The 25231-nt window shown below is 65.1% G+C and carries 17 protein-coding genes; 13 read left to right on the plus strand and 4 right to left on the minus strand.

What is annotated here, in order from left to right:
* Nucleotides 1-7 precede the first annotated feature (7 nt).
* Together coaA and LB535_RS06760 are read left to right on the plus strand one after the other, a co-directional pair.
* A complete protein-coding gene (coaA, locus tag LB535_RS06755) occupies nt 8-967 on the plus strand; it encodes a type I pantothenate kinase (protein ID WP_140843531.1) in 960 nt (319 codons plus the stop codon).
* 387 nt (nt 968-1354) lie between these two features.
* Nucleotides 1355-3295, plus strand: a complete 1941-nt coding sequence (locus LB535_RS06760) for a GtrA family protein (RefSeq protein WP_224631625.1) — start codon at nt 1355-1357, stop codon at nt 3293-3295.
* A gap of 152 nt (nt 3296-3447) precedes the next feature.
* Here LB535_RS06760 and LB535_RS06765 read toward each other — a convergent pair whose 3' ends face one another.
* The 4 genes from LB535_RS06765 to LB535_RS06780 form a co-directional block, all read right to left on the minus strand.
* Nucleotides 3448-4629: a glycosyltransferase family 87 protein gene (locus tag LB535_RS06765; RefSeq protein ID WP_224631626.1), complete on the minus strand. Its 1182-nt coding sequence runs from the start codon at nt 4627-4629 to the stop codon at nt 3448-3450.
* Between the two features lie 105 nt (nt 4630-4734).
* Nucleotides 4735-5352, minus strand: coding sequence for an alpha-ketoglutarate-dependent dioxygenase AlkB family protein (locus LB535_RS06770; RefSeq protein ID WP_224631627.1), 618 nt, complete (start codon nt 5350-5352; stop codon nt 4735-4737).
* A gap of 188 nt (nt 5353-5540) precedes the next feature.
* Nucleotides 5541-5978: an alternative ribosome rescue aminoacyl-tRNA hydrolase ArfB gene (arfB, locus tag LB535_RS06775; RefSeq protein ID WP_224525984.1), complete on the minus strand. Its 438-nt coding sequence runs from the start codon at nt 5976-5978 to the stop codon at nt 5541-5543.
* 82 nt (nt 5979-6060) lie between these two features.
* On the minus strand, nt 6061-7671 hold the full coding sequence (locus LB535_RS06780) for a phosphoenolpyruvate carboxykinase (RefSeq protein WP_224631628.1): 1611 nt from the start codon (nt 7669-7671) through the stop codon (nt 6061-6063).
* Nucleotides 7672-8011: 340 nt separating this feature from the next.
* Here LB535_RS06780 and LB535_RS06785 point away from each other — a divergent pair, with 340 nt between their 5' ends.
* The 11 genes from LB535_RS06785 (at nt 8012) to addA (ending at nt 25197) form a co-directional block, all read left to right on the plus strand.
* Nucleotides 8012-8713, plus strand: coding sequence for a response regulator transcription factor (locus LB535_RS06785; protein WP_006201274.1), 702 nt, complete (start codon nt 8012-8014; stop codon nt 8711-8713).
* 127 nt (nt 8714-8840) lie between these two features.
* The gene (locus LB535_RS06790; RefSeq protein ID WP_095767999.1) at nt 8841-10625 is read left to right on the plus strand and encodes a sensor histidine kinase; all 1785 of its coding nucleotides are present in this window, start codon (nt 8841-8843) and stop codon (nt 10623-10625) included.
* A gap of 13 nt (nt 10626-10638) precedes the next feature.
* Nucleotides 10639-11100, plus strand: coding sequence for an HPr kinase/phosphorylase (locus tag LB535_RS06795; protein WP_224631629.1), 462 nt, complete (start codon nt 10639-10641; stop codon nt 11098-11100).
* Nucleotides 11101-11264: 164 nt separating this feature from the next.
* Nucleotides 11265-11666 (plus strand): PTS sugar transporter subunit IIA, encoded by a 402-nt coding sequence (locus tag LB535_RS06800; RefSeq protein ID WP_027166957.1) that lies wholly within the window; start codon nt 11265-11267, stop codon nt 11664-11666.
* Nucleotides 11663-11959, plus strand: coding sequence for an HPr family phosphocarrier protein (locus LB535_RS06805; protein WP_095767997.1), 297 nt, complete (start codon nt 11663-11665; stop codon nt 11957-11959). The genes LB535_RS06800 and LB535_RS06805 overlap by 4 nt, the downstream gene beginning before the upstream one ends.
* A gap of 202 nt (nt 11960-12161) precedes the next feature.
* Nucleotides 12162-13562, plus strand: a complete 1401-nt coding sequence (gene ahcY, locus LB535_RS06810) for an adenosylhomocysteinase (RefSeq protein ID WP_224607129.1) — start codon at nt 12162-12164, stop codon at nt 13560-13562.
* A 189-nt stretch (nt 13563-13751) separates the two neighbouring features.
* A complete protein-coding gene (locus LB535_RS06815) occupies nt 13752-16331 on the plus strand; it encodes a sensor histidine kinase (protein WP_224631630.1) in 2580 nt (859 codons plus the stop codon).
* 10 nt (nt 16332-16341) lie between these two features.
* Nucleotides 16342-17853 carry a tRNA (adenosine(37)-N6)-threonylcarbamoyltransferase complex ATPase subunit type 1 TsaE gene (gene tsaE, locus LB535_RS06820; protein ID WP_224631631.1) on the plus strand — a complete coding sequence of 504 codons (1512 nt, stop codon included), beginning with the start codon at nt 16342-16344 and terminating at the stop codon, nt 17851-17853.
* The gene (locus tag LB535_RS06825; RefSeq protein ID WP_224631632.1) at nt 17850-18572 is read left to right on the plus strand and encodes a nucleotidyltransferase family protein; all 723 of its coding nucleotides are present in this window, start codon (nt 17850-17852) and stop codon (nt 18570-18572) included. Before tsaE ends, LB535_RS06825 begins: the two co-directional genes overlap by 4 nt.
* Nucleotides 18569-21688 (plus strand): double-strand break repair protein AddB, encoded by a 3120-nt coding sequence (gene addB, locus LB535_RS06830; protein WP_224631633.1) that lies wholly within the window; start codon nt 18569-18571, stop codon nt 21686-21688. The genes LB535_RS06825 and addB overlap by 4 nt, the downstream gene beginning before the upstream one ends.
* Nucleotides 21685-25197 carry a double-strand break repair helicase AddA gene (gene addA, locus LB535_RS06835; RefSeq protein WP_224631634.1) on the plus strand — a complete coding sequence of 1171 codons (3513 nt, stop codon included), beginning with the start codon at nt 21685-21687 and terminating at the stop codon, nt 25195-25197. Before addB ends, addA begins: the two co-directional genes overlap by 4 nt.
* Nucleotides 25198-25231: the final 34 nt, after the last annotated feature.

Genomic DNA, 25231 nt, shown 5'->3' on the forward strand with positions numbered 1-25231 from the left:
AAACCCGATGGACCAGCTGGCTCCGACCGAGAAGTATTCCCCCTATCGATTCTTCTCCGCCGAGCAATGGTCGCAGTTTCGCGCCGACACGCCGCTGACGCTGACCGGGGACGAGATCGACCGGCTGCGCTCGCTCAACGACCCGGTCGACCTCGAAGAGGTCAAGCGCATCTACCTCTCGCTGTCCCGGCTGCTTTCGGCCCATGTCGAGGCAAGCCAGCTGCTGTTTCGGCAGCGCCAGGCCTTTTTCAACGCGCAGGACGTCGTCAAGACACCCTTCATCATCGGCATTGCCGGCTCGGTCGCGGTCGGCAAGTCGACCACGGCGCGCGTGCTGAAGGAACTTCTGGCGCGCTGGCCGTCGAGCCCGAAAGTCGACCTCATCACCACCGACGGCTTCCTATTGCCCAACGAGATCCTGCGCCGCGAGAATCTCATGGAGCGCAAGGGGTTCCCCGAGAGCTACGACGTCGGCGCGCTGCTCAGATTCCTGTCCGGCATCAAGTCGGCGCAAAGCAGCGTCCGGGCGCCGGTCTATTCGCACCTGACCTACGACGTGATCCCCGGCGAGTTCGTCACCATTGACCGGCCGGACATACTGATCTTCGAAGGCATCAACGTGCTGCAGCCGGGCAAGCTGCCGAAGGATGGCAAGATCGTGCCATTCCTGTCCGACTTCTTCGATTTCGCCATCTATATCGATGCCGACGAGAAGCTGATCCATCAATGGTACATCCAGCGTTTCATGCGGCTGCGCGAAACCGCCTTCCGCAATCCGGATTCCTTCTTCCACCGCTATTCGCAGCTCTCCGAGGATGCCGCGCGGGCCATCGCCGAGGGGCTGTGGGCCAACATCAACCTGAAGAACCTGCGCGAGAACATCCTGCCGACCAGGGCGCGGGCCGACCTCATCCTGCGCAAGGGCACCAACCACCTGATCGAGGAAGTGGCGTTAAGGAAATTGTGACCCCTTAACGGCGCCTTAGGCAATCCCGACTAGCGTTGCCAGCCAAACTCCAGCGGGTGTCGGGAGGCAACCGGTGATCAATGCGGGCAATGCCGCGGGACGCGAGCCCCTCGTTGTCCTTTCGAGGATGACGCCGTGCTGATCAGCAGGCACAAAGCCGGCCGATTGTTGAAGGCCGCTGGGCTTAGCGAAATCGAAGGCGGGCACCTCCCGTGGCTTCCTTTCGCCAACGCTGTCGCACCCAGGGCCGAAAGCTGGGTCTCGCCCTTGCCACTAGATCACGATGACGTTTCGTTGAATCGCCATCCTAGTCTAACTCTTTGTTGGAGCAGGATCTTCTCCGAAAACCGGTTTCCACTTTTCGGGATCATACTCTAGGAGCGCACTATGTTTGCAGCGGCCGCGTCTGACCTGTTGGCAAGCCGTCGCCCGAGCCGGTTTCTGGTGACCGGCATTGGCGCGACGCTATCCTATGCCCTGCTTGCCGCGGCATTTTCGACAGCGATGACCCCGGCCCTGGCTTCTGTACTCGCCTACGCCCTGGCCGCGACCTTCTCCTATGCTGGGCACAAATACTTGAACGGTGCGCACCGCCTTGAAGCGCCGCCCTTCGCGGTGCTGACGCTGGTCGGCCTGGCGATGTCCTACGTGCTCCCGGTCACGCTGTCGGAAAGGCTCTCCCTGCCGGCGTGGATACCCATCGCGCTGACCTGCCTGCTCGTCCCGCTCCTCAATTATGTGGTGCTTCGCCGCTGGGTTTTCGGAAAGGCTCTCGCCGAGCCGGGGAGTGCCCCCCGAATGAACGTGTTGCAGGAGCGCCTGCAAACGATACCACTACTCCTGACCTTGCTGGTGGCCGGCTACGCGGCCTGGCTGGCCGTTGCCATCGTGCCGACCAATGTCGACGTTTCATGGTTGCTGGTCGTGTGCGATCGGCTGCTGAACGGCGAGCATCTGCAAACCGACATCGTGGAGATCAATCCGCCATTCTCCGTCTGGCTGTACATGCCGTTCATGTTCCTGGAGCGGCTGACCGGCGGCCGCGCCGAACTTTGGTTGGTGCTGGGCGTGATCGGCCTCGCGCTGGCAAGCCTTGCGTTTTCGGCCCGCATCCTGGCGCGTGCCGACCCGATCTATTTTCAACCTCGTTTCATTTGGGCCTTCCCCGCGGCGTTTCTGCTGATCGTCTGTTTCCACCCCGGTGAATTCGGGCAGCGCGAGCATTTCGCCATCATAGCGATCCTGCCTTGGATTGCGCTGCAATGCGCCCGCCAGCGCGCATCTGACTTCGTGGCTGGCTCGAGACTGGATCAAATGCTTGCGGGCATGTGCGCCGCCTTCGTGGTCATGGTCAAGCCGCCGCATTTCGCCCTTGCCTTTGCCCTGCCGGCGGCCTGGCTGGCCTTCCAGCGTCGTTCCCTCAAGTCATTGCTTGTCCCGGAAAACATCGCGGGGGCGGCGATCGTCGCGTTCTACGTCGTCTACATCGCTGTGTTCGACACACAATTCATTACCGAGATCCTGCCTTTGGCGAGAGACGTGTACCTGCCCGCACGGGAGCCGCTTCTGGCGTTGCTGGACTGGCCCGGGTTCCTCATCCTTCTGACAATTGCGACGGTGCTTCTGGCTGACGGCTTCCAGCGTATGCATTGGGACGCCAAAATCCCGCTTCTCGCCGCATTTGGACTGCTTCCCGCCTTCCTGATCATGGGCAAGGGCTGGCCTAACCATGCCATGCCCATGATTGTTCTCGGCACTCTTGCATTTGGCATGCAGCTCCTGCACAGCGAGAGTCCGGGCAGATTGAAGCCCGTCGGCAAAGCGGCCGCCATTTTCGGCTGCTTTCTAGTGCTGCTGCTGACGGCCAAAATCCAATGGTTCATACTGACCAACGACTATAGCCCGCTGGAACGCTCCATCGCTTCAATTCAACGGGTCGACCGCAACCCGACGATCGTCTCGCTCTCGGCAATGCTGCAAGTGGCACATCCGCTCTCGCGACGGGTCGGCGGCCATTTCGTCTCGCGATATCCGTCGGCATCGATGGTTTTCAATGCCAACAAGCTTGCCGAAACAGGCGACGACCCGCAGCTCAGAAGCCGGCTTGCCGATATACGCGATGGCATGATCGGACAACTGGCCGACGAGATCGCGACCAAGAGACCGGATATCGTGCTTTATGAGACCGGGCCAGACTGGGACAATCTCATGCTGCGCGATCCAAGGATCGCACTCGAATTGCAGCAATACGGCATCCTGCACCAGGAGGCGGGGATAAGCGTGTATTTCCGCAAGGATCTCGCTGCCGGCGGTGAAGCGGCGAAATAAACACCGAACCACCCACTGCAGGATGCTGCTCCGGCCCTAGAGCAATCCCAGGAAAAGTGTGAGCGGTTTTCCGCCCAGAATTGCGTCAACACGAGGAGTAGGGCATTTCGCCGTTTCCGTGAAACGGTGAAATGCTCCGGCCACAGGCCGCTCTATGTCGCGGCAGGCTCCCTGCCCATTTCAGCCCTGCGGCTTCGGGCCAGTATCGAAATCAGCATCCAGGCGCCGAGCGAGAGCGGCACCAGAACACCAACGAAAAACCCGGCATTGTTCAAGATATGCGCGAAAAAGGGATAGAGCCAACATAGCGCGAGAAGAAGCCGGGGCGGTCTTGACACCATTGTGAACAGCATGGCGATGGCGACCGCGACACCGATCATGTCGTAGGTGTAGCCGTAGGGCGTGGCAAGGATTGCAAGGACCGCGGTAAGCGCCACGCGTTCCTGATGCGGGATCCGGCGCCCCGGCCGCCAGAGCCAGACCGTCGCGGCGATGGAAGCGATGGTCGCGATCGCCTGCACACCATAGGCCGCGGCCAGCCCAAAGCCGATTACCCTCGCCGTGAAGAACACCGTGACCGCGTTGTAGTGGTAGGGCTGCGGAAAAGGCGCCTCCATGATCGCCGTCATCAGAGGGCGGGTTTCAGTCAGGAACAGCCGCCAGACATCGAAGCCGAAGAACAGGCCGGTGGCGGCGGCGATCATGGCGCTGGTGCCGATGGCCGCGAGAATGGCGCGCCAGTTGCCGCTAGCGAGCAGGCAGAAGGGCACGAGAATGCCTAGATGCGGCTTGATCGTCAGCAGGCCGAACAGGATTCCGGCCAGCAGCGGGCGCCTGGGCGCCACGGCAAGGCCTCCGATCAACAGCGCCGTGGTCAGCGCGCCGTTCTGGCCGAACACGGAGTTCCAGATAACCGCCGGGCTCAAGACAATGGCCAGTTCCACGGCCGCTCCCAGCTTCAGCGGCCGGATCGCCAGCCACAGGCACAGCACGGTGCCGACCGTCCAGATCAGATAGGCAGGCAGGATCGGCAAGGTGGCAAGCGGAACGCCGAGCAGGAGGATGCTCGGCGGATAGCTCCATTCCTGATTTGGAAGGTCGGGTGAGAACATCGCGCGCAGCGCCGCGCGGTAGGCATCCACGTCGAAAAGGGCGGCAACGTGGCCGTCCATGGCCATGCGGGAGCCGGCCCAGAGATTGGTGAAGTCCCAGTAGGGGAGCTTGTGCGAGAGCAGCGACAGGCCGTCGGGACGGTAGGCCCACAATGTGCGCAGGTAAAACTCGGCCATCCAGAAGCCGATCACCGTCACGATGGTCACGGTGGCCAAGTCCAAGAGGCGTCGGATCCTGATTCGGCTCGGTTCCATGGCAATCCCGGCTGCCCGCGCTTTTCTTAGGCTTTTGTCCTTAAGATCGCGTTGTCCCGGCACCAGGCATGCTCAGCCAGGTAACGTCACCCGCCGCAGCGTCAGATTGATGCGGCCGCCGTTCTTCAGCAGCGCCGATGTCGCCGGATAGATACGGTCGACACCGTGGAAGGCGAGGCGTCCTTCGCCGCCAAGCACGACGACGTCGCCGCTCTTCAGCCTGAACGACTTGGTGCCGCCTTCGCGCCTGTCCTGGCCGACCCGGAACAGGCAGTCGTCGCCCAGCGAGACCGATACCACGGGCGCGGCGAAATCCTGTTCGTCGCGATCCTGATGCAGGCCCATTTTGGCATCCGCCGAATAGAAGTTGACCAGGCATGCCTCGGGCGGATGCTGATAGGCCGAGACCTCGCGCCATAATTCCAACAGGGCTTCCGGGATCGGCGGCCAGGGCTCGCCGGTCACCGGATGCGTCGGCTGATAGCGATAGCCGCGCTCCTTGTCGGTCACCCAGCCAAGCGCGCCGCAATTGGTCATGCGCACGCTCATCTCCTTGCCGGTGCGCGGCATGGCCGGCACGTAGAGGGGTGCGGCCTGCACGACGCGCCTGATCTCCTCGACCAGCGCTTCCTGGGCCGGGCGCGCGAGGTAGCCCGGCATATGACGGACGCCTTTGGGCAGAACGAGCATGGATCGATCCGTTGCTCCCTAGAGCCGGATGGTTTCGGGTCTGTTCGACATGAAATCTGAATCCGTCTCTAAATCAGAGAGATAGGGCATGATGTCCCGAAAACCGCTTCACACTGGTCGGCATCATGCTCCAAGCCATGCCATCCTTCAAAGAAGGCGGCGACCCGAAACCAGCGGCTTTGGCCGGATCAGTCGCTTTCCACCCGACCGCGCAGCTTCTTCACCGTCGACCGGCCTGCCTTGCTTTTCAGGCGGCGCTCCACGGCGCCTTTGGACGGCCTGGTCTTCTTGCGCGGCGGAGGCGGCGGCTCGGCCGCCTTGGCGATCAATGCAGTCAGCCGCGCCCGCGCGTCGGCGCGGTTCTGCTCCTGGGTGCGAAAGCGGCCTGCCTCGATGACGATGACGCCGTCCTTGGTGGCGCGCTGGCCGGCCAGCTTGATGGCGCGCTCGCGCACGCGCTCGGACAGGCCGGACGCGTTCGCCGCGTCGAAGCGCAGCTGCACGGCGGTGGCCACCTTGTTGACGTTCTGGCCGCCCGGACCGGACGAGCGGATGAAGTCCTCATGCAGGTCGCCAGGATGGATGACCGCTTCGCCGGAGATGATGATATCGTCGTCGCTTGCCATGCACGCACTCATGACGCGACGGCGGCAAAAAGAAAAGGCCCGGCGCGAGCCAGGCCCTGGAGGAAGAAATTAGCAGTGACTGCTATTCAGCCGCTTCCTGCATCCGCGGCGCCGCGCCGAGGATGGTCGCGTCGACATGGCGTTCGAACTTCTCGAAATTGACGGCGAACATGTTGACCAGCTTCGCGGCCTGGCGGTCGTAACCGGCCTTGTCCGCCCAGGTCGAGCGCGGGTCGAGAATGGCGCCGTCGACACCCGGGACCGCCACCGGCACCTCGAAGCCGAAATTGGCGTCGGTGCGGAACTCGGCCGACTTCAGCGAACCGTCGAGCGCGGCGCCCAGCAAGGCGCGCGTCACCTTGATCGGCATGCGGCGCCCGGTGCCGTAGGCGCCGCCGGTCCAGCCGGTGTTGACCAGCCAGCAGTCGACGCCATGGCCGGCGATCAGCTCGCGCAGCAGATTGCCGTATTCGGATGGATGGCGCGGCATGAACGGGGCGCCGAAGCAGGTCGAGAACGTCGCCTCCGGCTCGGTGACGCCCTTTTCCGTGCCGGCAACCTTGGCGGTATAGCCCGACAGGAAATGGTACATCGCCTGCGCCGGCGTCAGCCTGGCGATCGGCGGCATGACGCCGAAGGCGTCTGCGGTCAGCATGATGATGTTCTTCGGATGCCCGGCTCGGCCGGTCTTCGAGGCATTGGGGATGAAGTCCAGCGGATAAGCGCAGCGCGTGTTCTCGGTCAGGCTGCCATCGTTGAAATCCGGAACGCGGCCGGCGTCGAGCACCACGTTCTCCAGCACCGTGCCGAAGCGCTGCGTGGTGGCGAAGATCTCCGGTTCGGCCTCCGCCGACAGCCTGATCGTCTTGGCGTAGCAGCCGCCTTCGAAATTGAAGATGCCCTGCGGGCCCCAGCCATGCTCGTCGTCGCCGATCAGCGTGCGCGACGGGTCGGCCGACAGCGTCGTCTTGCCGGTGCCGGACAGGCCGAAGAAGACGGCCGCGTCGCCGTCTGCACCTTCATTGGCGGAACAGTGCATCGGCATCACGCCCCTTGCCGGCAGCAGATAGTTCAGCATGGTGAAAACCGACTTCTTCATCTCGCCGGCATAGGAGGTGCCGCCGATCAGAACGATCTTGCGGGTGAGGTCGACCGCGATCACCGTTTCGGTGCGGGTGCCGTGACGCGCCGGATCGGCGCGGAAGGAGGGCAGGTCGATGATCGTAAGCTGCGGCACGAAACGCACGATCTCCGCGGCTTCGGGACGGATCAAAAGATTGCGGATGAACAGCGAATGCCAGGCGAATTCGGTGATGACCCGGGTCGGCAGCTTCAGATTGGCGTCGGCGCCGCCGACGAGGTCCTGCACGTAGAGGTCCTTGCCGGCTGCATGTGCCTTGAAATCCGCCAGCAGCGCTTCGAACTCACCCGGCGAGATCGCCTTGTTGTTGTCCCACCAGACCTGGCCGCCGGTCGCCTCGTCGCGCACGACGAATTTATCCTTCGGCGAACGCCCGGTGTGCTGGCCGGTCTCGGCGACCAGCGCGCCCTGCGCGGTCAACCTCGCCTCGCCGCGCCGGATCGCTTCCTCGTAGAGTTCGGCCGCGCCAAAATTATAGCGTACCATGCCCATTGTCTTCAGGCCGATCGCGTCGATGGCGCAGTCGGGGTTGCGTTTGCCGGCTTCCGACATCAAATTTCCTCTCTGGATTTGGCCGCATCTGACGGGTTACTTCCCGGAGCCCGCGCTGGGGCCGTCAGGTTCAGAACCAGAAAAGCCGAATGATATCAAATCATTAATCGATTTAAAAAATTTGAAAGTTGTTTAAATCGTTTATATGTGCAAAAACCGTAGAGGTTGCCCAAAGGATTGGCAGGCTCGGTTCGTCCAATCCCACTATGGGTGCGATGGCGTGTGACGGCAGGCCGCCCGTGACTTCGGACAAGGCCCGTGCCACATTTTGTACCCAATTTGTCCTGCAAAAGCCCCTTCTCGACGACAGAAGGGACAGCTCATGAGGGAGCCGCTTGAAATGGCAACAATCGCGCTTGTCGACGACGACCGAAACATTCTGACCTCGGTGTCGATCGCGCTCGAATCCGAGGGCTATCGGGTCGAAACCTACACCGATGGCGCGTCGGCGCTGGAAGGCCTGGCGGCACGGCCGCCGAACCTCGCCATCCTCGACATCAAGATGCCGCGCATGGACGGCATGGAGCTGTTGCGCCGCATGCGCCAGAAGTCGGATCTCCCGGTCATCTTCCTGACGTCGAAGGACGACGAGATCGACGAGTTGTTCGGCCTCAAGATGGGCGCCGACGACTTCATCCGCAAACCGTTCTCGCAGCGCCTGCTTGTCGAGCGCGTGCGCGCAGTGCTGCGCCGCACCAGCGCCCGCGAGGCGGCGGCCAAGGCGCCCAGCCAGCAGGCCCGCTCGCTCGAACGCGGCCAGTTGGTGATGGACCAGGAGCGGCACACCTGCACCTGGAAGGGCGAGCCGGTGACGCTGACGGTGACCGAATTCCTCATCCTGCATTCGCTGGCGCAGCGCCCCGGTGTGGTAAAAAGCCGTGATGCGCTGATGGATTCAGCCTATGATGAACAGGTCTATGTCGACGACCGCACCATCGACAGCCACATCAAGCGGCTGCGCAAGAAGTTCAAGGCCGTCGACGACGACTTCGAGATGATCGAAACCCTTTACGGAGTCGGGTACCGGTTCCGCGAAGCGTAAGATAGGCAGTAGGGAATAGTCAGTAGTCAGTTTTGAATGATGCGGGCGGCCACCCATAGCCGAAGTCAGCCAACCACTTCCCTACTGCCTACTCACTACTCACTAACTAAACAGGGCCTGCTATTCGATGGCAGTGGAAGTAGAGCGAGGCAGACGGGCGGGCGCGGCAAGGCGTCCGCCGCGGATCGTGCCTGCCTTCGTTTCGAAAATCACGGTGCCGATGCGCCGGTTTCTCGGCCATCACATCTTCTCCAGTCTGACGCGGCGCATCCTGTTCCTTAACCTGGCCGGCCTCGCCGTGCTGGTCACCGGCATCCTTTATCTGAACACCTTTCGCGACGGGCTGATCGACGCGCGCGTTGAAAGCCTGATGACGCAGGGCGAGATCATCGCCGGTGCCATCGCGGCTTCGGCGACCGTCGAGACCGATTCGATCAGCATCGATCCGGAAAAGCTGCTGGAGCTGCAGGCGGGCGAAAGCCTGGGGCCGGGGTCGGACCAGCTCGACAACCTCGATTTCCCGATCAATCCCGAGCGCGTCGCGCCGGTGCTACGACGCTTGATCTCGCCGACGCGCACCCGCGCCCGCATCTATGACCGCGACGCCAACCTGCTGCTCGATTCGCGGCATCTTTATTCGCGCGGCCAGATCCTGCGCTACGACCTGCCGCCCGTCGACGAGGAGCAGCCGGGCGTCGTGGAGCGAGTGGAGAAGTTCATCTTCGACTTCTTCCGCAACAAGGACCTGCCGGTCTACCACGAGCAGCCCGGCGGCAACGGCGCGGCCTTTCCCGAAGTGGTCAAGGCGCTGACCGGCAGCCCTTCGACCATCGTGCGGGTGAGCGAGCAGGGCGAACAGATCGTCTCCGTCGCGGTGCCGATCCAGCGCTTCCGCGCCGTGCTCGGCGTCTTGATGCTGTCCACCGAAGGCGGCGATATCGACAAGATCGTCGCGGCCGAGCGCAAGGCGATCCTGCGCGTGTTCGGGGTGGCGGCGCTCGTCACCGCGATCCTGTCGATGCTGCTCGCCTCCACCATCGCCAATCCGTTGCGCCGGCTTTCAGCCGCCGCCGTCAGGGTGCGGCGCGGCGTCAAGAGCCGCGAGGAAATCCCCGACTTTTCCGATCGTCAGGACGAGATCGGCAATTTGTCCATTGCCGTGCGCGATATGACGAATGCGCTGTATGCGAGAATCGAAGCGATCGAAAGTTTCGCGGCCGACGTGTCGCATGAGTTGAAGAACCCGCTGACGTCGCTGCGCAGCGCCGTGGAAACACTGCCTTTGGCGAAAAACGATGCTTCTCGCGCGCGCCTGATGGAGATCATCCAGCACGACGTGAGGCGGCTCGACCGCTTGATCACCGATATCTCGGATGCGTCCCGCCTCGATGCCGAGCTGGCGCGCGACGATGCCGCGACCGTCGACCTGAAGAAGTTCATCACCGATCTCATCGCCGTCTCGCGCGAGACAACGCGCAACAAGAAGGCCGTCGAGATCGACCTCAAGGTCGCCAAGCTGCCGGCCGGCGCCAAAGGCTATTTCGTCGTCGGCCATGACCTCAGGATCGGCCAGGTCATCACCAACCTGATCGAGAACGCGCGTTCCTTCGTGCCCGACGAGCATGGCCACATCGCGATCTCGTTGGCGCGCGCGGGCAAGTTCAACATCATCACCGTCGACGACAACGGCCCGGGTATCCGGGCCGAGAAGATCGACCGCATCTTCGAGCGCTTCTATACCGACCGGCCGGCCGGCGAGGCGTTCGGCCAGAACTCCGGCCTCGGGCTGTCGATCAGCCGTCAGATCGTCGAGGCACATGGCGGCACGCTGACGGCCGAGAACATCCCAGGCACCAAGCCCGGCGAGATCAAGGGCGCGCGTTTCGTGGTGACGCTGCCGGCGGAAGGCTGATCGCCGAATCGACATGCCAAGCGCCGCCGCAAAGCCCCGCAACATTCATGGGACGGCAATACTGGTCGGCGAGCGCGGCGTGCTGATCACCGGGCCGTCGGGCGCCGGCAAGACGACGCTGGCGCTGGCGCTTGTCGATCATTGCCGCGCGCAGGGCCTTTTTGCCCGGCTGGTCGGCGACGACCAGTTGTTTGCGGCCGCGCACAGCGGCCGGCTGGTTTGCCGCGCGCCGGCGAACATCGCCGGCCTCGCCGAGGTGCACGGCATCGGACCGCGGCCGCTGACTTTCGAACCGGCCGCCGTGATCGACCTTGTGGCGCGGCTTGTCGAACCGGCGGACATGGCGCGTCTGCAGGACGAGACCACGGAGACGATCGGCGGATGCCGGCTGCCCCGCGTCGATGTCGCCCGGCAAAATGTCACCGCCGCGTTGCCCATGCTGATGGCGCGGCTGTCGATCCAGCCTTTTTCATGATCCGGCCCGGGTTTTTTGCTGCGATGCGTCAAAATGGCCCGGGCAGCCGCAATTTTGGGCTTGTCAACCGGCCGTGCGTCGACAAGATAGCGCTCCCGCCGCCTGGAATGGCTGGCGAACATAAGATACGCCTGTGAAGCGGCGATGACGGGAGCCACCAGAGAATGATCGGACTCGTGCTCGTGACGCACGGTCAACTCGCTACCGAGTTCCGACATGCCGTAGAGCATGTCGTCGGGCCGCAAGACAATTTCGAAACCGTGGCGATCGGCGCCGACGACGACATGGAGCAGCGCCGGGCCGACATCGTCGACGCAGTCGCGCGCGTCGACACCGGCGCAGGCGTCATCGTGCTCACCGACATGTTCGGCGGCACGCCTTCCAACCTCGCCATCTCGGTGATGGAATCCGGCCGCACGGAGGTCATCGCCGGCATGAACCTGCCGATGCTGATCAAGCTCTCCTCGATCCGCAAGGGCGACAACATGGCCGCCGCGCTCGACGAAGCGCAAGCGGCCGGCCGTAAATACATCAACGTCGCCAGCCAGCTCCTGAGCAGCAAATGAACGCATCGGCGCCGCGGACGGATGAGGTGGTGCGGGAGTTCCCGATCATCAATCAGCGCGGCCTGCATGCGCGCGCTTCGGCCAAGTTCGTCCAGGTCGCCAGCGGCTTCGACGCCACCATCCATGTCGAGAAGGACGGCGTGAAGGTCGGCGGCACCTCGATCATGGGCCTGATGATGCTGGCGGCGAGCCCAGGCTATTCGATCCGCGTCATCGCCAGCGGCCCGGAAGCCGTGCCGGCCATGGACGCGCTGGAGCAGCTGATCGCCTCACGTTTCGGCGAGGAAATCTAGTCACGCTTTTTGTTGGATGCATGTCGTCTTCCCAAAATCGTTCCGCGCTTTTGGACGATATGCAAGACATGCGCGCATAAAGATTTCTTTATGTCCCATTGTCGTGCGGCGACCGATCTGGTAGTCAAGCCGGCAACCGCGCCCTCCCATGCGCCTCCCGGCGTCGGCGCGCCTTGAGAAAAAATCACACCGGAGCACTGCCATGACGGGTAGCAAGGACTATGTGGTCGCCGACATCTCGCTTGCCGGCTGGGGCCGCAAGGAGATCGAGATCGCCGAAACCGAAATGCCGGGCCTGATGGCCTGCCGCGAGGAGTTCGGCGCCAAGCAGCCGCTGAAGGGAGCGCGCATCACCGGCTCGCTGCACATGACCATCCAGACGGCGGTTCTGATCGAGACGCTGAAGGCGCTGGGCGCCGACATCCGCTGGGCCTCCTGCAACATCTTCTCGACCCAAGACCACGCGGCCGCGGCCATAGCCGAGGCCGGCATTCCGGTCTTCGCCATCAAGGGCGAGTCGCTGGAAGACTATTGGGACTACACCGACCGGATCTTCCAGTGGACCGATGGCGGTACCTCCAACATGATCCTGGATGATGGCGGCGACGCCACCATGTACATCCTGCTCGGCGCGCGCGCCGAGGCCGGCGAGGACGTGCTGTCCAATCCCGGCAGCGAGGAGGAAGAGATCCTGTTCGCCCAGATCAAGAAGCGCCTGAAGGCTTCGCCAGGCTTCTTCACCAAGCAGCGGGAAGCGATCCGCGGCGTCACCGAGGAGACCACCACCGGTGTCAACCGTCTTTACCAGCTGCAGAAGAAGGGCCTGCTGCCCTTCCCGGCGATCAACGTCAACGATTCCGTCACCAAGTCGAAATTCGACAACAAATATGGCTGCAAGGAATCGCTGGTCGACGGCATCCGCCGCGGCACTGATACCATGATGGCCGGCAAGGTCGCGGTGGTCTGCGGCTATGGCGACGTCGGCAAGGGCTCGTCGGCCTCGCTGCGCGGCGCCGGCGCGCGTGTGAAAGTCACCGAGGTCGACCCGATCTGCGCGCTGCAGGCGGCGATGGACGGCTATGAGGTGGTGACGCTGGAAGACGCCGCGCCCACTGCCGACATCGTCATCACCACCACCGGCAACAAGGACGTCGTCACGCTCGACCATATGCGGTCGATGAAGGACATGGTGATCGTCGGCAATATCGGCCACTTCGACAACGAGATCCAGGTGGCGGCGCTGCGCAACCTGAAATGGACCAACATCAAGCCCCAGGTGGATTTGATCACCTTCCCGGACGGCAAGCGGATGATCCTTCTGTCCGAGGGCCGCCTGCTCAACCTCGGCAACGCCACCGGTCATCCGAGCTTTGTCATGTCGGCCTCGTTCACGAACCAGGTGCTGGCGCAGATCGAGCTTTTCAGCAAGCACGGCCAGTACGAGAACCAGGTCTATGTGCTGCCCAAGCACCTCGACGAGAAGGTCGCGCGGCTGCATCTCGACAAGCTCGGCGCCAAGCTGACGGAGCTGTCCGGCGAACAGGCCGCCTATATTGGCGTGACGCCGCAGGGCCCGTACAAGCCTGAACACTACCGCTATTAACCAAAGCGAAATTATCTACCATATATTGAAGCCGGGTGGTTGACTTTCCACCCGGCTTTATTTTTTGCGCCAATGATTCTTCACGCCGATTCCAGCAAGCGTTATTGTTGTGATTCGCGGTCCGGGGACATGTTGGGCCGGGGACGCATCAGGGCGGTCTTGCATTCAAGCGGCGAAGAGGACCAAGACATGCCGGGGGATTACCCGCCACGCGCGGGAAAGGCCGTTTCCGGCGGCCATGAGGATTCGAATGATGCCGGCCTCGGCGAGAGCCGCGGCGGTTTTCGTGCCGGCTCGCGGCTGGCCTTGCTGCTTGCGAGCTCGATGCTTGCCGGCCCGCTCCTCGCCTTTGCGGCCCACGCCGAGACGGGCATTCCGGCAAAGGCCGCGGCGCCGGTCAGCACGCTTGAGGTCATGCAGCTTGCCATGTTCGTGGGCGTGATGGGCGCGGCGCTGGTTTCGGCCATCTTCCTTATCCGCGAGCGCGCACGCACCGCCTCGCAGAACCTGCAGCTCAGGGCCCGCATCGCGGACGTCAACGCTGCGCTGCAGCGTTCCGAGGCGCTGCTCAATCTGCGCGACCAGCGCCTGATCGTGTGGACAACGGACAACAAGAAACCCGAGCTCATCGGCAGCCTGCCGCTGGAAAGCGGCGCGCCTGACGACAGGTCCGCCTTCCTCGCTTTCGGCCGTTGGCTCATGCCGCGCTCGGCGGCGGCGCTGGAGCACGCGGTTGCCGCCTTGCGCGAACAGGCGAAGACCTTCGATCTGGTCATCGAAACGCAGGCCGGCGTGCCGCTGGAGGTGCATGGCCGCAAGAGCGCGGCGCATGTGCTGGTGCGTTTCGTCTCGCTGTCGGAGACGTTGCGCAACCAGGCCAGGCTGAAGATCGAGAACCAGCGGCTCAGCGGCGACTACGACACCTTGATCGGCCTGCTCGACGCGTTGAAGATGCCGGCATGGCTGCGTGGCGCGGACGGGCGATTGCAATGGGTCAACCGCGCCTATGCGGAGGCCGTGGAAGCAGGAAGCGCCGCCGCGGCCGTGCGCGACGCGGCGGAATTCCTTGGCGGCCAGGCGCGCGATCAAATCGCCGAGCAGCATAAGTCGCACCCGATCTTCGAACAGACGCTATCCACAGTGATTGAAGGCGATCGCCGCATGTTCGCGGTCACCGACTTCGCCGGCGCCGACGGTTCGGCGGGGCTCGCCTGCGATACCAGCGCGGCCGAGACGATCCGCGCCGAATACGAGCGGACCGTGCGCAGCCATGCCGACACGCTCGACCAGTTGAACACCGCCGTGGCGATCTTCGACACCGAGGAAAAGCTGCGCTTCTTCAACCAGGCCTTCCAGAAGCTGTGGGGTCTCGACTCGGGCTTCCTGCTCAGCGCTCCCTCCAACACGCTGCTGCTCGACCGGCTGCGCAGCGAAGGCAGGATCGCCGAGCAGCCGGAATGGCGGCGCTGGAAGGAAAACCTGCTCAGCGCCTATCGCGCCGTCGAATCGCAGGAACACTGGTGGCACCTGCCGGACGGCAAGACGATCCGCGTCGTGGCGAACCCGCAGCCGAAGGGCGGCGTCACCTGGGTGTTCGAGAACCTGACCGAAAAGATGGACCTCGAAAGCCGCTACCAGACCGCCGTGCGGGTGCAGGGCGAGACGCTGGACAATCTCGCCGAAGGCGTGGTCGTATTCGGTCCGGACGGGCGGCTGCGCCTGTCCAATCCGGCCTTCGTCGCGCTGTGGGGGCTGACGGTGGAAGCGGTCAAGCCGAACGTCCATGTTTCGGCGATCCGCGACCTGTGCGACCAGCGTGCGGCGAACAGCCCGTGGGGCGGCTTCGTCGCCGCAGTCACCGGCTTCGACGACGAGCGCCGCGACCGCCGCGGCCAGATCGAGCTCGTCAACGGCAACGTGCTGAGCTACGCGGTGATCCACCTGCCCAACGGCCAGGTGATGATCACCTTCGTCGACGTCACCGACACCGTCAATGTCGAACGGGCGCTGAAGGACAGGAACGAAGCGCTGGAGAAATCCGACCAGCTGAAGAACGAATTCGTGCAGCACGTGTCTTATGAGCTGCGCTCGCCGCTGACCAACATCATCGGCTTCACCGAGCTTCTGTCGCTGCCCGCGACCGGGCCGCTGACGCCCAAGCAGCGCGAATATGTCGAGCATGTCGGCTCGTCATCGTCGGTGCTGCTCACCATCGTCAACGATATCCTCGACCTGGCGACGGTCGATGCCGGCATCATGCAGCTCGACATCTCCGAAATGAACATCGACCGGACGATCGCCGCGGCCGCCGAGCTGGTCGCCGACCGGCTGGACGAGCATCAAATCAAGCTCGAGATCGATGCGGCGGAGGCGCCGGCGAGCTTCCATGGCGACGAAACCCGCATCCGCCAGATCCTCTACAACCTGCTCAGCAACGCGGCGAATTATGCGCCGGAGGCAAGCACGATCCGGCTTACCTGCCGCCGGCTGGCCGACGGCGTCGAGTTCTCGGTGCATGATGATGGCCCTGGCATGCCGCCGGACGTGCTGGAATCGGTCTTCCGCCGCTTCGAGCCGCGCGCCAATGGCGGGCGGAGGCGCGGCGCCGGGCTGGGGCTCTCGATCGTCAAGAGCTTCGTCGAACTGCATGGCGGAACCGTGCGCATCGAGACCGGCCAGGACAGGGGCACCACGGTGATCTGCACCTTCCCGGACAAGCCTTCCGGAATCCCCGATACGCCGGCGGGCATCCGCGACGCGGCCGAGTAGCGCGGACTATATGGCTGGACCAGTGTTGGAACGTTTTCTCGCCGACGAGGCGGCAACGGCAAGGCTTGGCGAGGACCTTGCCATGGCATTGCGCGCGGGCGACGCGATCGCGCTGAAAGGCGATCTCGGCGCCGGCAAGTCGACGTTGGCCCGCGCGCTGATCCGGGCGCTCGCCGACGACGCCAATCTCGAAGTGCCGAGCCCGACCTTCACCCTGGTGCAGAACTACGAGACGCGCGTTCCGGTGCATCATTTCGACCTCTATCGGCTGTCCGCTCCGGACGAGCTCGACGAGCTCGGCCTCGACGACGCGCTAAGCCAAGGCGCGGCGCTCATCGAATGGCCGGAACGGGCCGCAGACCGCTTGCCGGAAACGGCGCTGTGGGTCGATCTTGCCGAGCAGGGCGAAGGCCGCGCGGCGCGGCTTTCCGGGCAGGGACCAATCTATGACCGCGTGGCGCGATCGCTGGCGATGCGCGATTTCCTGGCCTCCGAGGGATGGGGCGAAGCCAGCCGCCGCCATTTCGTCGGCGACGCCTCCGCCCGCTCCTATGAGATCGTCGCGCTGCCCGGCAAGGCGCCGCGCGTGCTGATGAACTCGCCGCGCCTGGTGCTCGGACCGCCGGTCCGCGACGGCAAGCCCTATGCGGTGATCGCCCACACGGCGCAATCCGTCGCCGCCTTCGTCGCCATCGACCGGGCGCTCTATGCCGCCGGCGTCAGCGTGCCGGCGATCCATGCCCAGGATCTCGACCAGGGTTTTCTGCTCATCGAGCATCTCGGCTCGGAAGGTTTCCTCGGTCGCGACGGCCAGCCCGTCGCTAAACGCTACGAGGCGGCGGCCGAATTGCTGGCTATGATGCATGGCAAGACCTGGCCTACGCGCTTGGAAGCGGCGCCCGGCGTATTTCACGACGTGCCGTCGTTCGACCGGGAAGCCATGCTGATCGAGGCCGACCTTCTGGTCGACTGGTATGTGCCATGGATCACCGGCGAACCGGCAAACGACGCGTTGCGGGCCGGCTACCACGAGGTATGGAACGCGCTCCTCGATCGCCTGGCAGGCAGCGAATACACGCTGATGCTGCGCGACTTTCATTCGCCCAACATCATCTGGCGAGGCGAGCGCGCCGGCCTTGACCGGCTGGGCATCGTCGATGTGCAGGACGCGCTGATCGGGCCTGCCGCCTATGACGTCGCTTCTTTGGCCATGGATGCGCGCGTCACCGTCTCGCCCGAGATCGAGCGGCGCACCGTCGCGGCTTATGTCGCAGCGCGGCGCGCCGCCGGCGCTTTCGACGAGGCCGGCTTCGCCGAGGCCTATGCGATCATGGCCGCGCAGCGCAATTCGAAGATCCTCGGCATCTTCGTGCGGCTCGAAAAGCGCGACGGCAAGCCTTACTATCTGAAACACCTGCCGCGCATCCGCGATTATCTGAGGCGGGCGCTGGCGCATCCGGCGCTGGCCGGCCTGAAGGATTTCTACATGGCCCACGGCCTGCTCGAGGAACGGGTCCCATGAAGCCGACGATTGCGATGGTGCTGGCTGCCGGACTCGGCAAGCGCATGCGGCCGATCACCGACACGATGCCCAAGCCGCTGGTGAAGATCGCCGGCAAGACCTTGCTCGATTGGGGGCTGGACAGCCTGGAAGCCGCCGGCGTCGCCAAGGCCGTCGTCAACGTGCACTATCTGCCGGAGCAGATCGTCGCGCATGTCGCCCATAGGCGCGCACCGAAGATCGTCATCTCCGACGAGCGCGAGGCGCTGCTGGAATCGGCTGGCGGCATCGTCAAGGCGCTGCCGCTTCTGGGTGGCGAGCCCTTCTACATCATCAATGCCGACACATTCTGGATCGACAGCGGCCAGCCCAGCCTAGAGCGTCTTGCCCTTGCATGGGACGCCGCGAGAATGGATATTCTGCTGATGCTTACCGACCTCGACTCAGCGACCGGGCATTGCGTCGGCACCGATTTCCTTGTTGCCCCTGATGGAACCCTACGGCGCTCGAAGGGCGATCCGGCGGGCCTGATCTATGCCGGCGCCGCCATCATCCATCCGCGCATCTTCAAGGACGCGCCCATGGGCTCGCATTCGCTCAATGTCTATTTCGACAAGGCGATCGCCACAGGGCGCCTGTTCGGCATGAAGATGAACGGACGCTGGATCACCGTCGGCACTCCGGACGCCATTTCGGCGGCCGAGGCAGCCGTGGCCGGTGCCCTAGCGAAGGCGGTATGAGCGGCACGCGCCGCGTCTTTTCCATTCCGCCCGGAGCGCCGTTCCTGCCGACGCTGGCGGGGGCGTTGCTCGACGGGCGCCTGATCCCCGGCTTCCGCTTCGACGGCGACCCGCTGGCGCTTGCCGACGCCACCATCTATGTGCCAACGCGGCGCGCGGCGCGGGCGCTGCGCGGCGCCTTCGTCGATGTTTTAGGGAAACGCTCCGCCATCCTGCCGACGGTGCGGCCGCTCGGCGAATTCGACGAGGGGGAGGCGGCCTTCGACGCCGAAGCCGCGCCGGCGATAGATCTGGCGCCGCCGATCGCCGCGCAGGAGCGGTTGCTTTTGCTGGCACCGCTGGTGCGCGCCTGGAAGGAAAGCCTGCCGGCGCATGTGAGGGCACGGTTCAACGAGGAATTCGTCGTGCCGACCTCGGCCGCCGACGCCATCTGGCTGGCGCGCGACCTTGCCCGGCTGATGGATGAGATCGAGACCGAGGGCACGGATTGGGCGAGGCTCGCGACGCTGGTCACCGGCAATCTCGCCGGCTGGTGGCAAGTGACGCTCGATTTCCTCGGCATCGTCACCGACAACTGGCCGGAACTGCTCAAGGAGCGGGACCGCTCCAATCCAGCCGCGCATCGCAGCGCGCTGATCCGGCTGGAGGCGGCGCGGCTGAAGCGCACTCCGCCGGCCGGACCGGTGATTGCCGCCGGTTCGACCGGCTCCATCCCCGCCACTGCGGAACTGCTTGGCGTGATCGCCGGCCTGCCCAACGGCGCGGTCGTGCTGCCCGGGCTCGACCGCAACCTGGACGACGCATCCTTCGCGGCGATCACGGCGCCTGGCGCGCGCCCGGCAACGCTCGGCCACCCGCAATACGGCCTCGCCAAGCTGATCGGCGGCATCGGCATTCCGCGCCGCGACGTCGAGGACCTTGTTGCGGCGCCATCGCCGCTCGCGTTGCGCGCGGCCCTGGTCGGCGAGGCGCTGCGGCCGGCCGAAACCACCGAATACTGGACCGAGACACGGCCGCGCTTCACGGCACTCGACATCGAACATGCGCTGGCCGGCGTGACGCTGGTGGAAGCGGCGAACGAACGCGACGAGGCGGCGGCAATCGCCATCGCGCTGAAGCGCGCCGTGGAGGTCCCGGGCAAGCGCGCGGCGCTCGTCACCGGTGACCGCGCGCTGGCGCGGCGGGTTTCGGCCGAGCTTTTGCGTTTCGGCGTCGTCGCCGACGATTCGGGCGGCGCGCCTTTAATCAATACACCGGCCGCCAGCCTGCTCAGGCTCGCGCTGAGCGCCGCCTTCCGGCCCGGCGATCCCGTCGGCCTGCTTGCGTTGCTCAAGCATCCGCTGCTCGCGCTCGGTCTCGAACGCCAGGCCATGCGCAAGGCTGCCGAGCTCGTCGAGCTGGTGGCGCTGCGCGGCGGCACGGGCCGGCCTGATGTCGCGTCGCTCGGCGCGCTGTTCGAGACACGGCTGGCGGAACTGAGCGGCGACACAAGGCAGCCTTTCTGGTTCTCGCGCTTGACCGTGCGCAGCATCGAGCAGGCCCAAGATATGCTTAGCCGCCTTACCAAGTCGCTGTTGCCGCTCACCGCGATGCGCGACGAGAAAGGCGCCGATATTGCGACGCTGACGCGCGCGAGCGTGGTCGCGCTGGAAAGTCTCGGTCGCGCCGTCGACGGCGACCTGGCGGAGCTCTATGCCGGCGATGCGGGCGAGAAACTCGCCGACCTGCTGCGCGGGCTGGTGGCGGCGTCGTCGCCCTTCACCTTCGCCGCTTTGGAGTGGCCCGACGTGATGGAGGCGCTGATCGCGCCGGAGACGGTCAAGCCGGCGCAAGGCACCGATCGCAACATCGCCATCTGGGGCGCGCTGGAGGCTCGGCTGCAGCATGTCGACATGCTGGTCATCGGCGGGCTCAATGAAGGGGTTTGGCCGCGCAAGCCCGAGAGCGACCGCTTCATGTCGCGGCTGATGAAGACCGGCATCGATCTCGAGCCGCCGGAGCGGCGCATCGGCCTTGCCGCGCATGACTTCCAGATGGCGATGGGCACAAAAGAGGTCGTGCTGACGCGTTCGGCGCGCTCCGGCGACGCGCCGGCGGTGCCGTCGCGCTGGCTGCAGCGCATCCTGACCTTCCTCGGCAAGGAGCGGGCGGCAGCACTTCGCGGCCGCGGCGACGCGCTGCTTGCCTGGGCGCGCGCGCTCGATGCCGGCGAGAAGAAGGATTTTGCCTCCCGCCCGCAGCCGAAGCCGCCGCTCAGCCTGCGCCCGCAGCATTTCTCGGTCACCGAGATCGAGACGCTGCGCCGCGACCCCTACGCGGTCTATGCGCGGCGCATCCTCGGCCTGATGCGGCTCGAGCCGTTAATCCGCGATCCGGGCGCCGCCGAACGCGGCACGCTGTTCCACGAGATCCTGCATCTGTTCTCGCGGCGGGTCGAGGATCCGAGGGCGCCGAACGCGCTGGCCAGCCTCATTGAATCGGGCCGTACCTGCTTTGCCGACGCAAAGCTTCCGCCTGATATCGAGGCTATCTGGTGGCCGCGTTTCGAAAAGCTCGCCGAAAACATCATCGAATGGGAGCATGGCCGCGCCGATGCTTTCGCGAGGCGCTATGCCGAGGAGCGCGCCGAGAAGACGGTGGTCGGCCGCACCGGGGTGACGCTCTCCGGCTATGCCGACCGCATCGACCTGCTTGCCGGCGGCATGGCCGACATCCTCGATTACAAGACTGGATCCTCGCCCTCGAAAGCGCAGGCGCACACGCTGCTGTCGCCACAGCTCGCGCTGGAGGGCGCGTTGCTCAGGCGCGGCGCCTTCAAGGAACTCGGCATCCGCGAACCCTCGCAGCTCGCCTTCGTGCGGCTGAAGCCGAATGGCGAGGTATTCGAGGAATCGATTCTCGACTACAACCGCAAGTTCCGCACTGCCAACGACCTTTCCGAGGAGGCCTGGGCGCGGCTGGAACGGCTGCTCTTCCACTATGCCGACCCGACCACCGGCTATCTGTCGCGCGCGCTGCCCTTCCGCGAGGGCGAGGCCGACGGCGACTACGATCATCTGGCGCGGGTGCTCGAATGGTCGGCCGGCGGCGCCAGCGACGACGAGGCGGAAGGATGAAATATCCGATCCCCTCCGATACCGCCGCCAGCCAGGCGCGCGCCTCCGATCCCGCCTATTCCGCCTGGGTGTCGGCCAATGCCGGTTCGGGCAAGACGCATGTGCTGGCGCAGCGCGTCATCCGGCTCCTGCTCAACGGCACCGATCCGTCGAAGATCCTGTGCCTCACCTACACGCGGGCTGCCGCCGCCAACATGTCGAACCGCGTGTTCTCGACCCTGTCGGAATGGACGGCGCTGCCCGATGCGGAACTGGCGATCAGGATCGCGGCGCTGGACGGCCGCGGCGCCGACCGCGACATGATGCGGCGCGCACGCCGGCTGTTTGCCGAGGCGCTCGAGACGCCGGGCGGGCTGAAAATCCAGACCATACACGCCTTCTGCGAATCCGTGCTGCACCAGTTCCCGCTCGAAGCCAACATCCCGGCGCATTTCGAGATGCTCGATCCGCAGATGGAGGCCTCGCTGTTCGCCGATGCCCGCCGCGACATGATCTCCGGCGCAGGCGCCGGCGTCGAAGGGCTGGCGGAAGCCTTTGCCACCGTGCTGGAACGCGGCGGCGAGTTCGGGCTCGATACGCTGCTTGCCGAGATCGTCGGCAAGCGCGATGAACTGCGCGGTTTCATCGCCAAGTTCGGCGAGGATCGGGACTTCCGGCCGCTGTTCGCCGAATTCGGCTTCAGGCCTGGACAGACGGCCGAGGACATCGCTGCTTCGCTGTGGCCGCTGCCTGGCTTTTCGCCTGGCCAGCTCGCTGAATTTGCCCGTGCCGCCGAGGCCGCCGACGCCAAGCAGGTTTTGAACAACGTGCTGCCCTATGCGCAGAGCGCCTTTGCCGAGGCCGATCCGATCCGGCGGCTGCGCCTGCTCGCCAAAGCATTCCTGCGTGCGGACGGCGACCCCTACGATCCGTCCAAAATCTTCAGGAAGGCGCTTGTCGACCGCCTGCCCGACCTGCCGGACCGCTATTTCGTGGTGGCGAAGGCAATCCTCGACGTAACCGACCGGCTGGCGCTGTTCCGCATGCTGGAAGGGACAGCGGCAGCGCTCACCGTCGCCGGCTGGCTGATCGCGCGCTATGAGCAGTTGAAGCGCGGGCGGGGTTTCCTCGACTTCAACGACCTCATCACCCGCACCGTGAGCCTGCTGTCGCGGCCAGATGCCGGACCATGGGTGCAGTTCAAGCTCGACCAGGGCATCGACCATATCCTGCTCGACGAGGCGCAGGACACCAGCCCGGACCAGTGGGAGGTGGTGAAAAAGCTGACCGAGGAATTCTTTGCCGGGCTTGGCCAGCGCGAGGCGGTCACGCGCACGATCTTTGCCGTGGGCGACGAGAAGCAGTCGATCTATTCCTTCCAGGGAGCCGCGCCCGATTCCTTTGCCGAAAGCCGGCTGTTGTTTGCCGGGCGCGTGCGCGATGCGGAAGCCGCGTTCGCCAATCTCAAGCTCACCTGGTCGTTCCGGTCGAGCGACGATGTGCTTGCCGCCGTCGACCGCGTCTTTGCCGAGCCGGGCGTCAGGCGCGGCATCAGCCACGACCCCGATCCACTAAGCCATAAGGCGATCCGCAATGACGCGCCGGGCTATGTCGAGGTGTGGCCTTCGATCGGCGCCGAGATGGTCGAGGAGCCGGACGACTGGACCTTGCCGGTCAACCATGCCAGCGCGCCGGCGGTGCGGGTGGCCGAGCATGTCGCCACGACCATCCAGACCTGGCTGCGCAACGGCGAGATCATCGAGGGCAAGGGAAGGAAACTGACCGCCGGCGACATCCTCGTCCTGGTGCGCAAACGCGACCGCTTCGTCCATGCGCTGTCGCGCAGCCTCAAGAACCGGCAGATCCCGGTCGCCGGCGCCGACCGGCTGAGCCTGCCCGGCCATATCGCCGTGCAGGACCTGATCGCGCTTGGACATTTCCTGATCCAGCCGGAGGACGACCTTTCCCTGGCCGCCGTGCTGCGCAGCCCGATCTTCGAGGTCTCGGAGGAGAGCTTGCTCGCGCTCGCTGGCTCGAGGCCGAAGGGCCAGTCGCTGATCGCCTCGCTCAGGCAACATGCGGCCGAAGATGTTTCCCTCGCCGCTGTCGTTAGCCGGCTCGACGGCTGGGCAACCGAAGTGGCGTTCAAGCCGGTGTTCGAATTCTACGCCGCGGCACTGGCGCGCGACGGACTGCGCCGCAAGATGACGGCGCGGCTAGGACCCGAAGCCGGCGACATCCTCGACGAATTCCTGAGCTTTTGCCTGGCCGAGGAACGGACCGGCCTGCCGGGGCTGGAATCCTTCCTCTCGACGCTCGAAAATGCCGGCCCCGAGATCAAGCGCGAGATGGACCAGACGCGCGACGAGGTGCGCGTCATGACCGTGCATGCCGCCAAGGGCCTGGAGGCGCCGGTGGTCTTCCTGGTCGATGGCGGCTCGGCGCCGTTCAGCGACCAGCATCTGCCGCGGCTAATGCCGTTCGAGAGCTCGGGCGCGCAATGGAAAGGCAAGGGCTATCTGTGGCGCTCGGCCAGCGATGTCGCCAATGGCGTCTCCAAGGCGGCCTCGGTCCGGGCGCGCGAGCTGGCCGACGACGAATACCGGCGGCTGCTCTATGTCGGCATGACGCGCGCCGAGGACCGGCTGGTCGTCTGCGGCTATCACGGCAAGCGGCAGCCCAGCCCCGGCACGTGGCATTCGATCGTCAGCCGCGCGTTGCTCGGTGCGCCGGAGAGTTCGGAGCGGCGGCATCCGGCGACTGCCGAGGTGGCCGTGCACCGGTTCCACATGACGAAATTGCCGCCGGTGGCGCTGACCAGCGTCGACGAGGCAGGGCCGTTCGAGCACGTAGCGCCGCTGCCTGAAAACCTGTTCCGGCCGCTCCCGCCCTATGAGGAGCTGCCGCGGCCGCTTTCGCCTTCCGGCGCTTCGGCGTTGATCGACGAGGCGAAAGAAGCCGTCCCCGACACGCGCTCGCCGGTGCTCGACGCCGCCGCCGAACCCGGCTTTGCGATCATGCGCGGCCTTGCCCTGCACAAATTGCTGCAGATGCTGCCCGGCATCGCGGAGGAGGAAAGGCGGGGCGCCGCCGAGCGCTACCTGGCGCGCGCCGGCGCGGATTGGCCGGATGGCGAGCGCGACAGGGCGCTGGACGCCGTGCTCTCCATCCTGTCCGACACCCGCTTCGGCGCGCTGTTCTCGCCATCCTCCCGAGCGGAGGTCGCCGTCATGGGCAGCCTCGAGGTGAAGGGCAGGCTGCGCTCGATCTCCGGCAAGATCGACCGGCTGGCGGTCACGCCCGAAAAGGTGTCGATCATCGACTACAAGACCAACCGGCCGGCCCCCAAAGACCTGGCGGAGGTGCCGCCGGCCTATGTGCTGCAGCTTGCGCTCTACCGCGCTCTGCTCCAGCCGCTCTATCCGGGGCGCGAGGTGACGGCGGCGCTGCTGTTCACCGAGGCGCCGCGACTGATCGAGCTGCCCGCCCCCCCCATGGATGACGCCCTTGCCCGACTCACGGCAGCGTGACACAAGAACTGCTTGAACATCGACGCCACAACCA

Source organism: Mesorhizobium sp. CA10 (genome assembly GCF_020165285.1).
Lineage (GTDB): Bacteria > Pseudomonadota > Alphaproteobacteria > Rhizobiales > Rhizobiaceae > Mesorhizobium.

What these genes read in the sequence shown, in the direction of transcription:
- LB535_RS06800 (WP_027166957.1), top strand. Translation starts at nt 11,265, where the DNA reads ATGATCGGACTCGTGCTCGTGACGCACGGTCAACTCGCTACCGAGTTC.
- LB535_RS06825 (WP_224631632.1), top strand. Translation starts at nt 17,850, where the DNA reads ATGAAGCCGACGATTGCGATGGTGCTGGCTGCCGGACTCGGCAAGCGC.
- LB535_RS06795 (WP_224631629.1), top strand. Translation starts at nt 10,639, where the DNA reads ATGCCAAGCGCCGCCGCAAAGCCCCGCAACATTCATGGGACGGCAATA.
- arfB (WP_224525984.1), bottom strand. Translation starts at nt 5,978, where the DNA reads ATGGCAAGCGACGACGATATCATCATCTCCGGCGAAGCGGTCATCCAT.
- LB535_RS06790 (WP_095767999.1), top strand. Translation starts at nt 8,841, where the DNA reads ATGGCAGTGGAAGTAGAGCGAGGCAGACGGGCGGGCGCGGCAAGGCGT.
- addB (WP_224631633.1), top strand. Translation starts at nt 18,569, where the DNA reads ATGAGCGGCACGCGCCGCGTCTTTTCCATTCCGCCCGGAGCGCCGTTC.
- ahcY (WP_224607129.1), top strand. Translation starts at nt 12,162, where the DNA reads ATGACGGGTAGCAAGGACTATGTGGTCGCCGACATCTCGCTTGCCGGC.
- LB535_RS06785 (WP_006201274.1), top strand. Translation starts at nt 8,012, where the DNA reads ATGGCAACAATCGCGCTTGTCGACGACGACCGAAACATTCTGACCTCG.
- LB535_RS06815 (WP_224631630.1), top strand. Translation starts at nt 13,752, where the DNA reads ATGCCGGGGGATTACCCGCCACGCGCGGGAAAGGCCGTTTCCGGCGGC.
- LB535_RS06805 (WP_095767997.1), top strand. Translation starts at nt 11,663, where the DNA reads ATGAACGCATCGGCGCCGCGGACGGATGAGGTGGTGCGGGAGTTCCCG.
- LB535_RS06780 (WP_224631628.1), bottom strand. Translation starts at nt 7,671, where the DNA reads ATGTCGGAAGCCGGCAAACGCAACCCCGACTGCGCCATCGACGCGATC.
- LB535_RS06770 (WP_224631627.1), bottom strand. Translation starts at nt 5,352, where the DNA reads ATGCTCGTTCTGCCCAAAGGCGTCCGTCATATGCCGGGCTACCTCGCG.
- addA (WP_224631634.1), top strand. Translation starts at nt 21,685, where the DNA reads ATGAAATATCCGATCCCCTCCGATACCGCCGCCAGCCAGGCGCGCGCC.
- LB535_RS06760 (WP_224631625.1), top strand. Translation starts at nt 1,355, where the DNA reads ATGTTTGCAGCGGCCGCGTCTGACCTGTTGGCAAGCCGTCGCCCGAGC.
- tsaE (WP_224631631.1), top strand. Translation starts at nt 16,342, where the DNA reads ATGGCTGGACCAGTGTTGGAACGTTTTCTCGCCGACGAGGCGGCAACG.
- coaA (WP_140843531.1), top strand. Translation starts at nt 8, where the DNA reads ATGGACCAGCTGGCTCCGACCGAGAAGTATTCCCCCTATCGATTCTTC.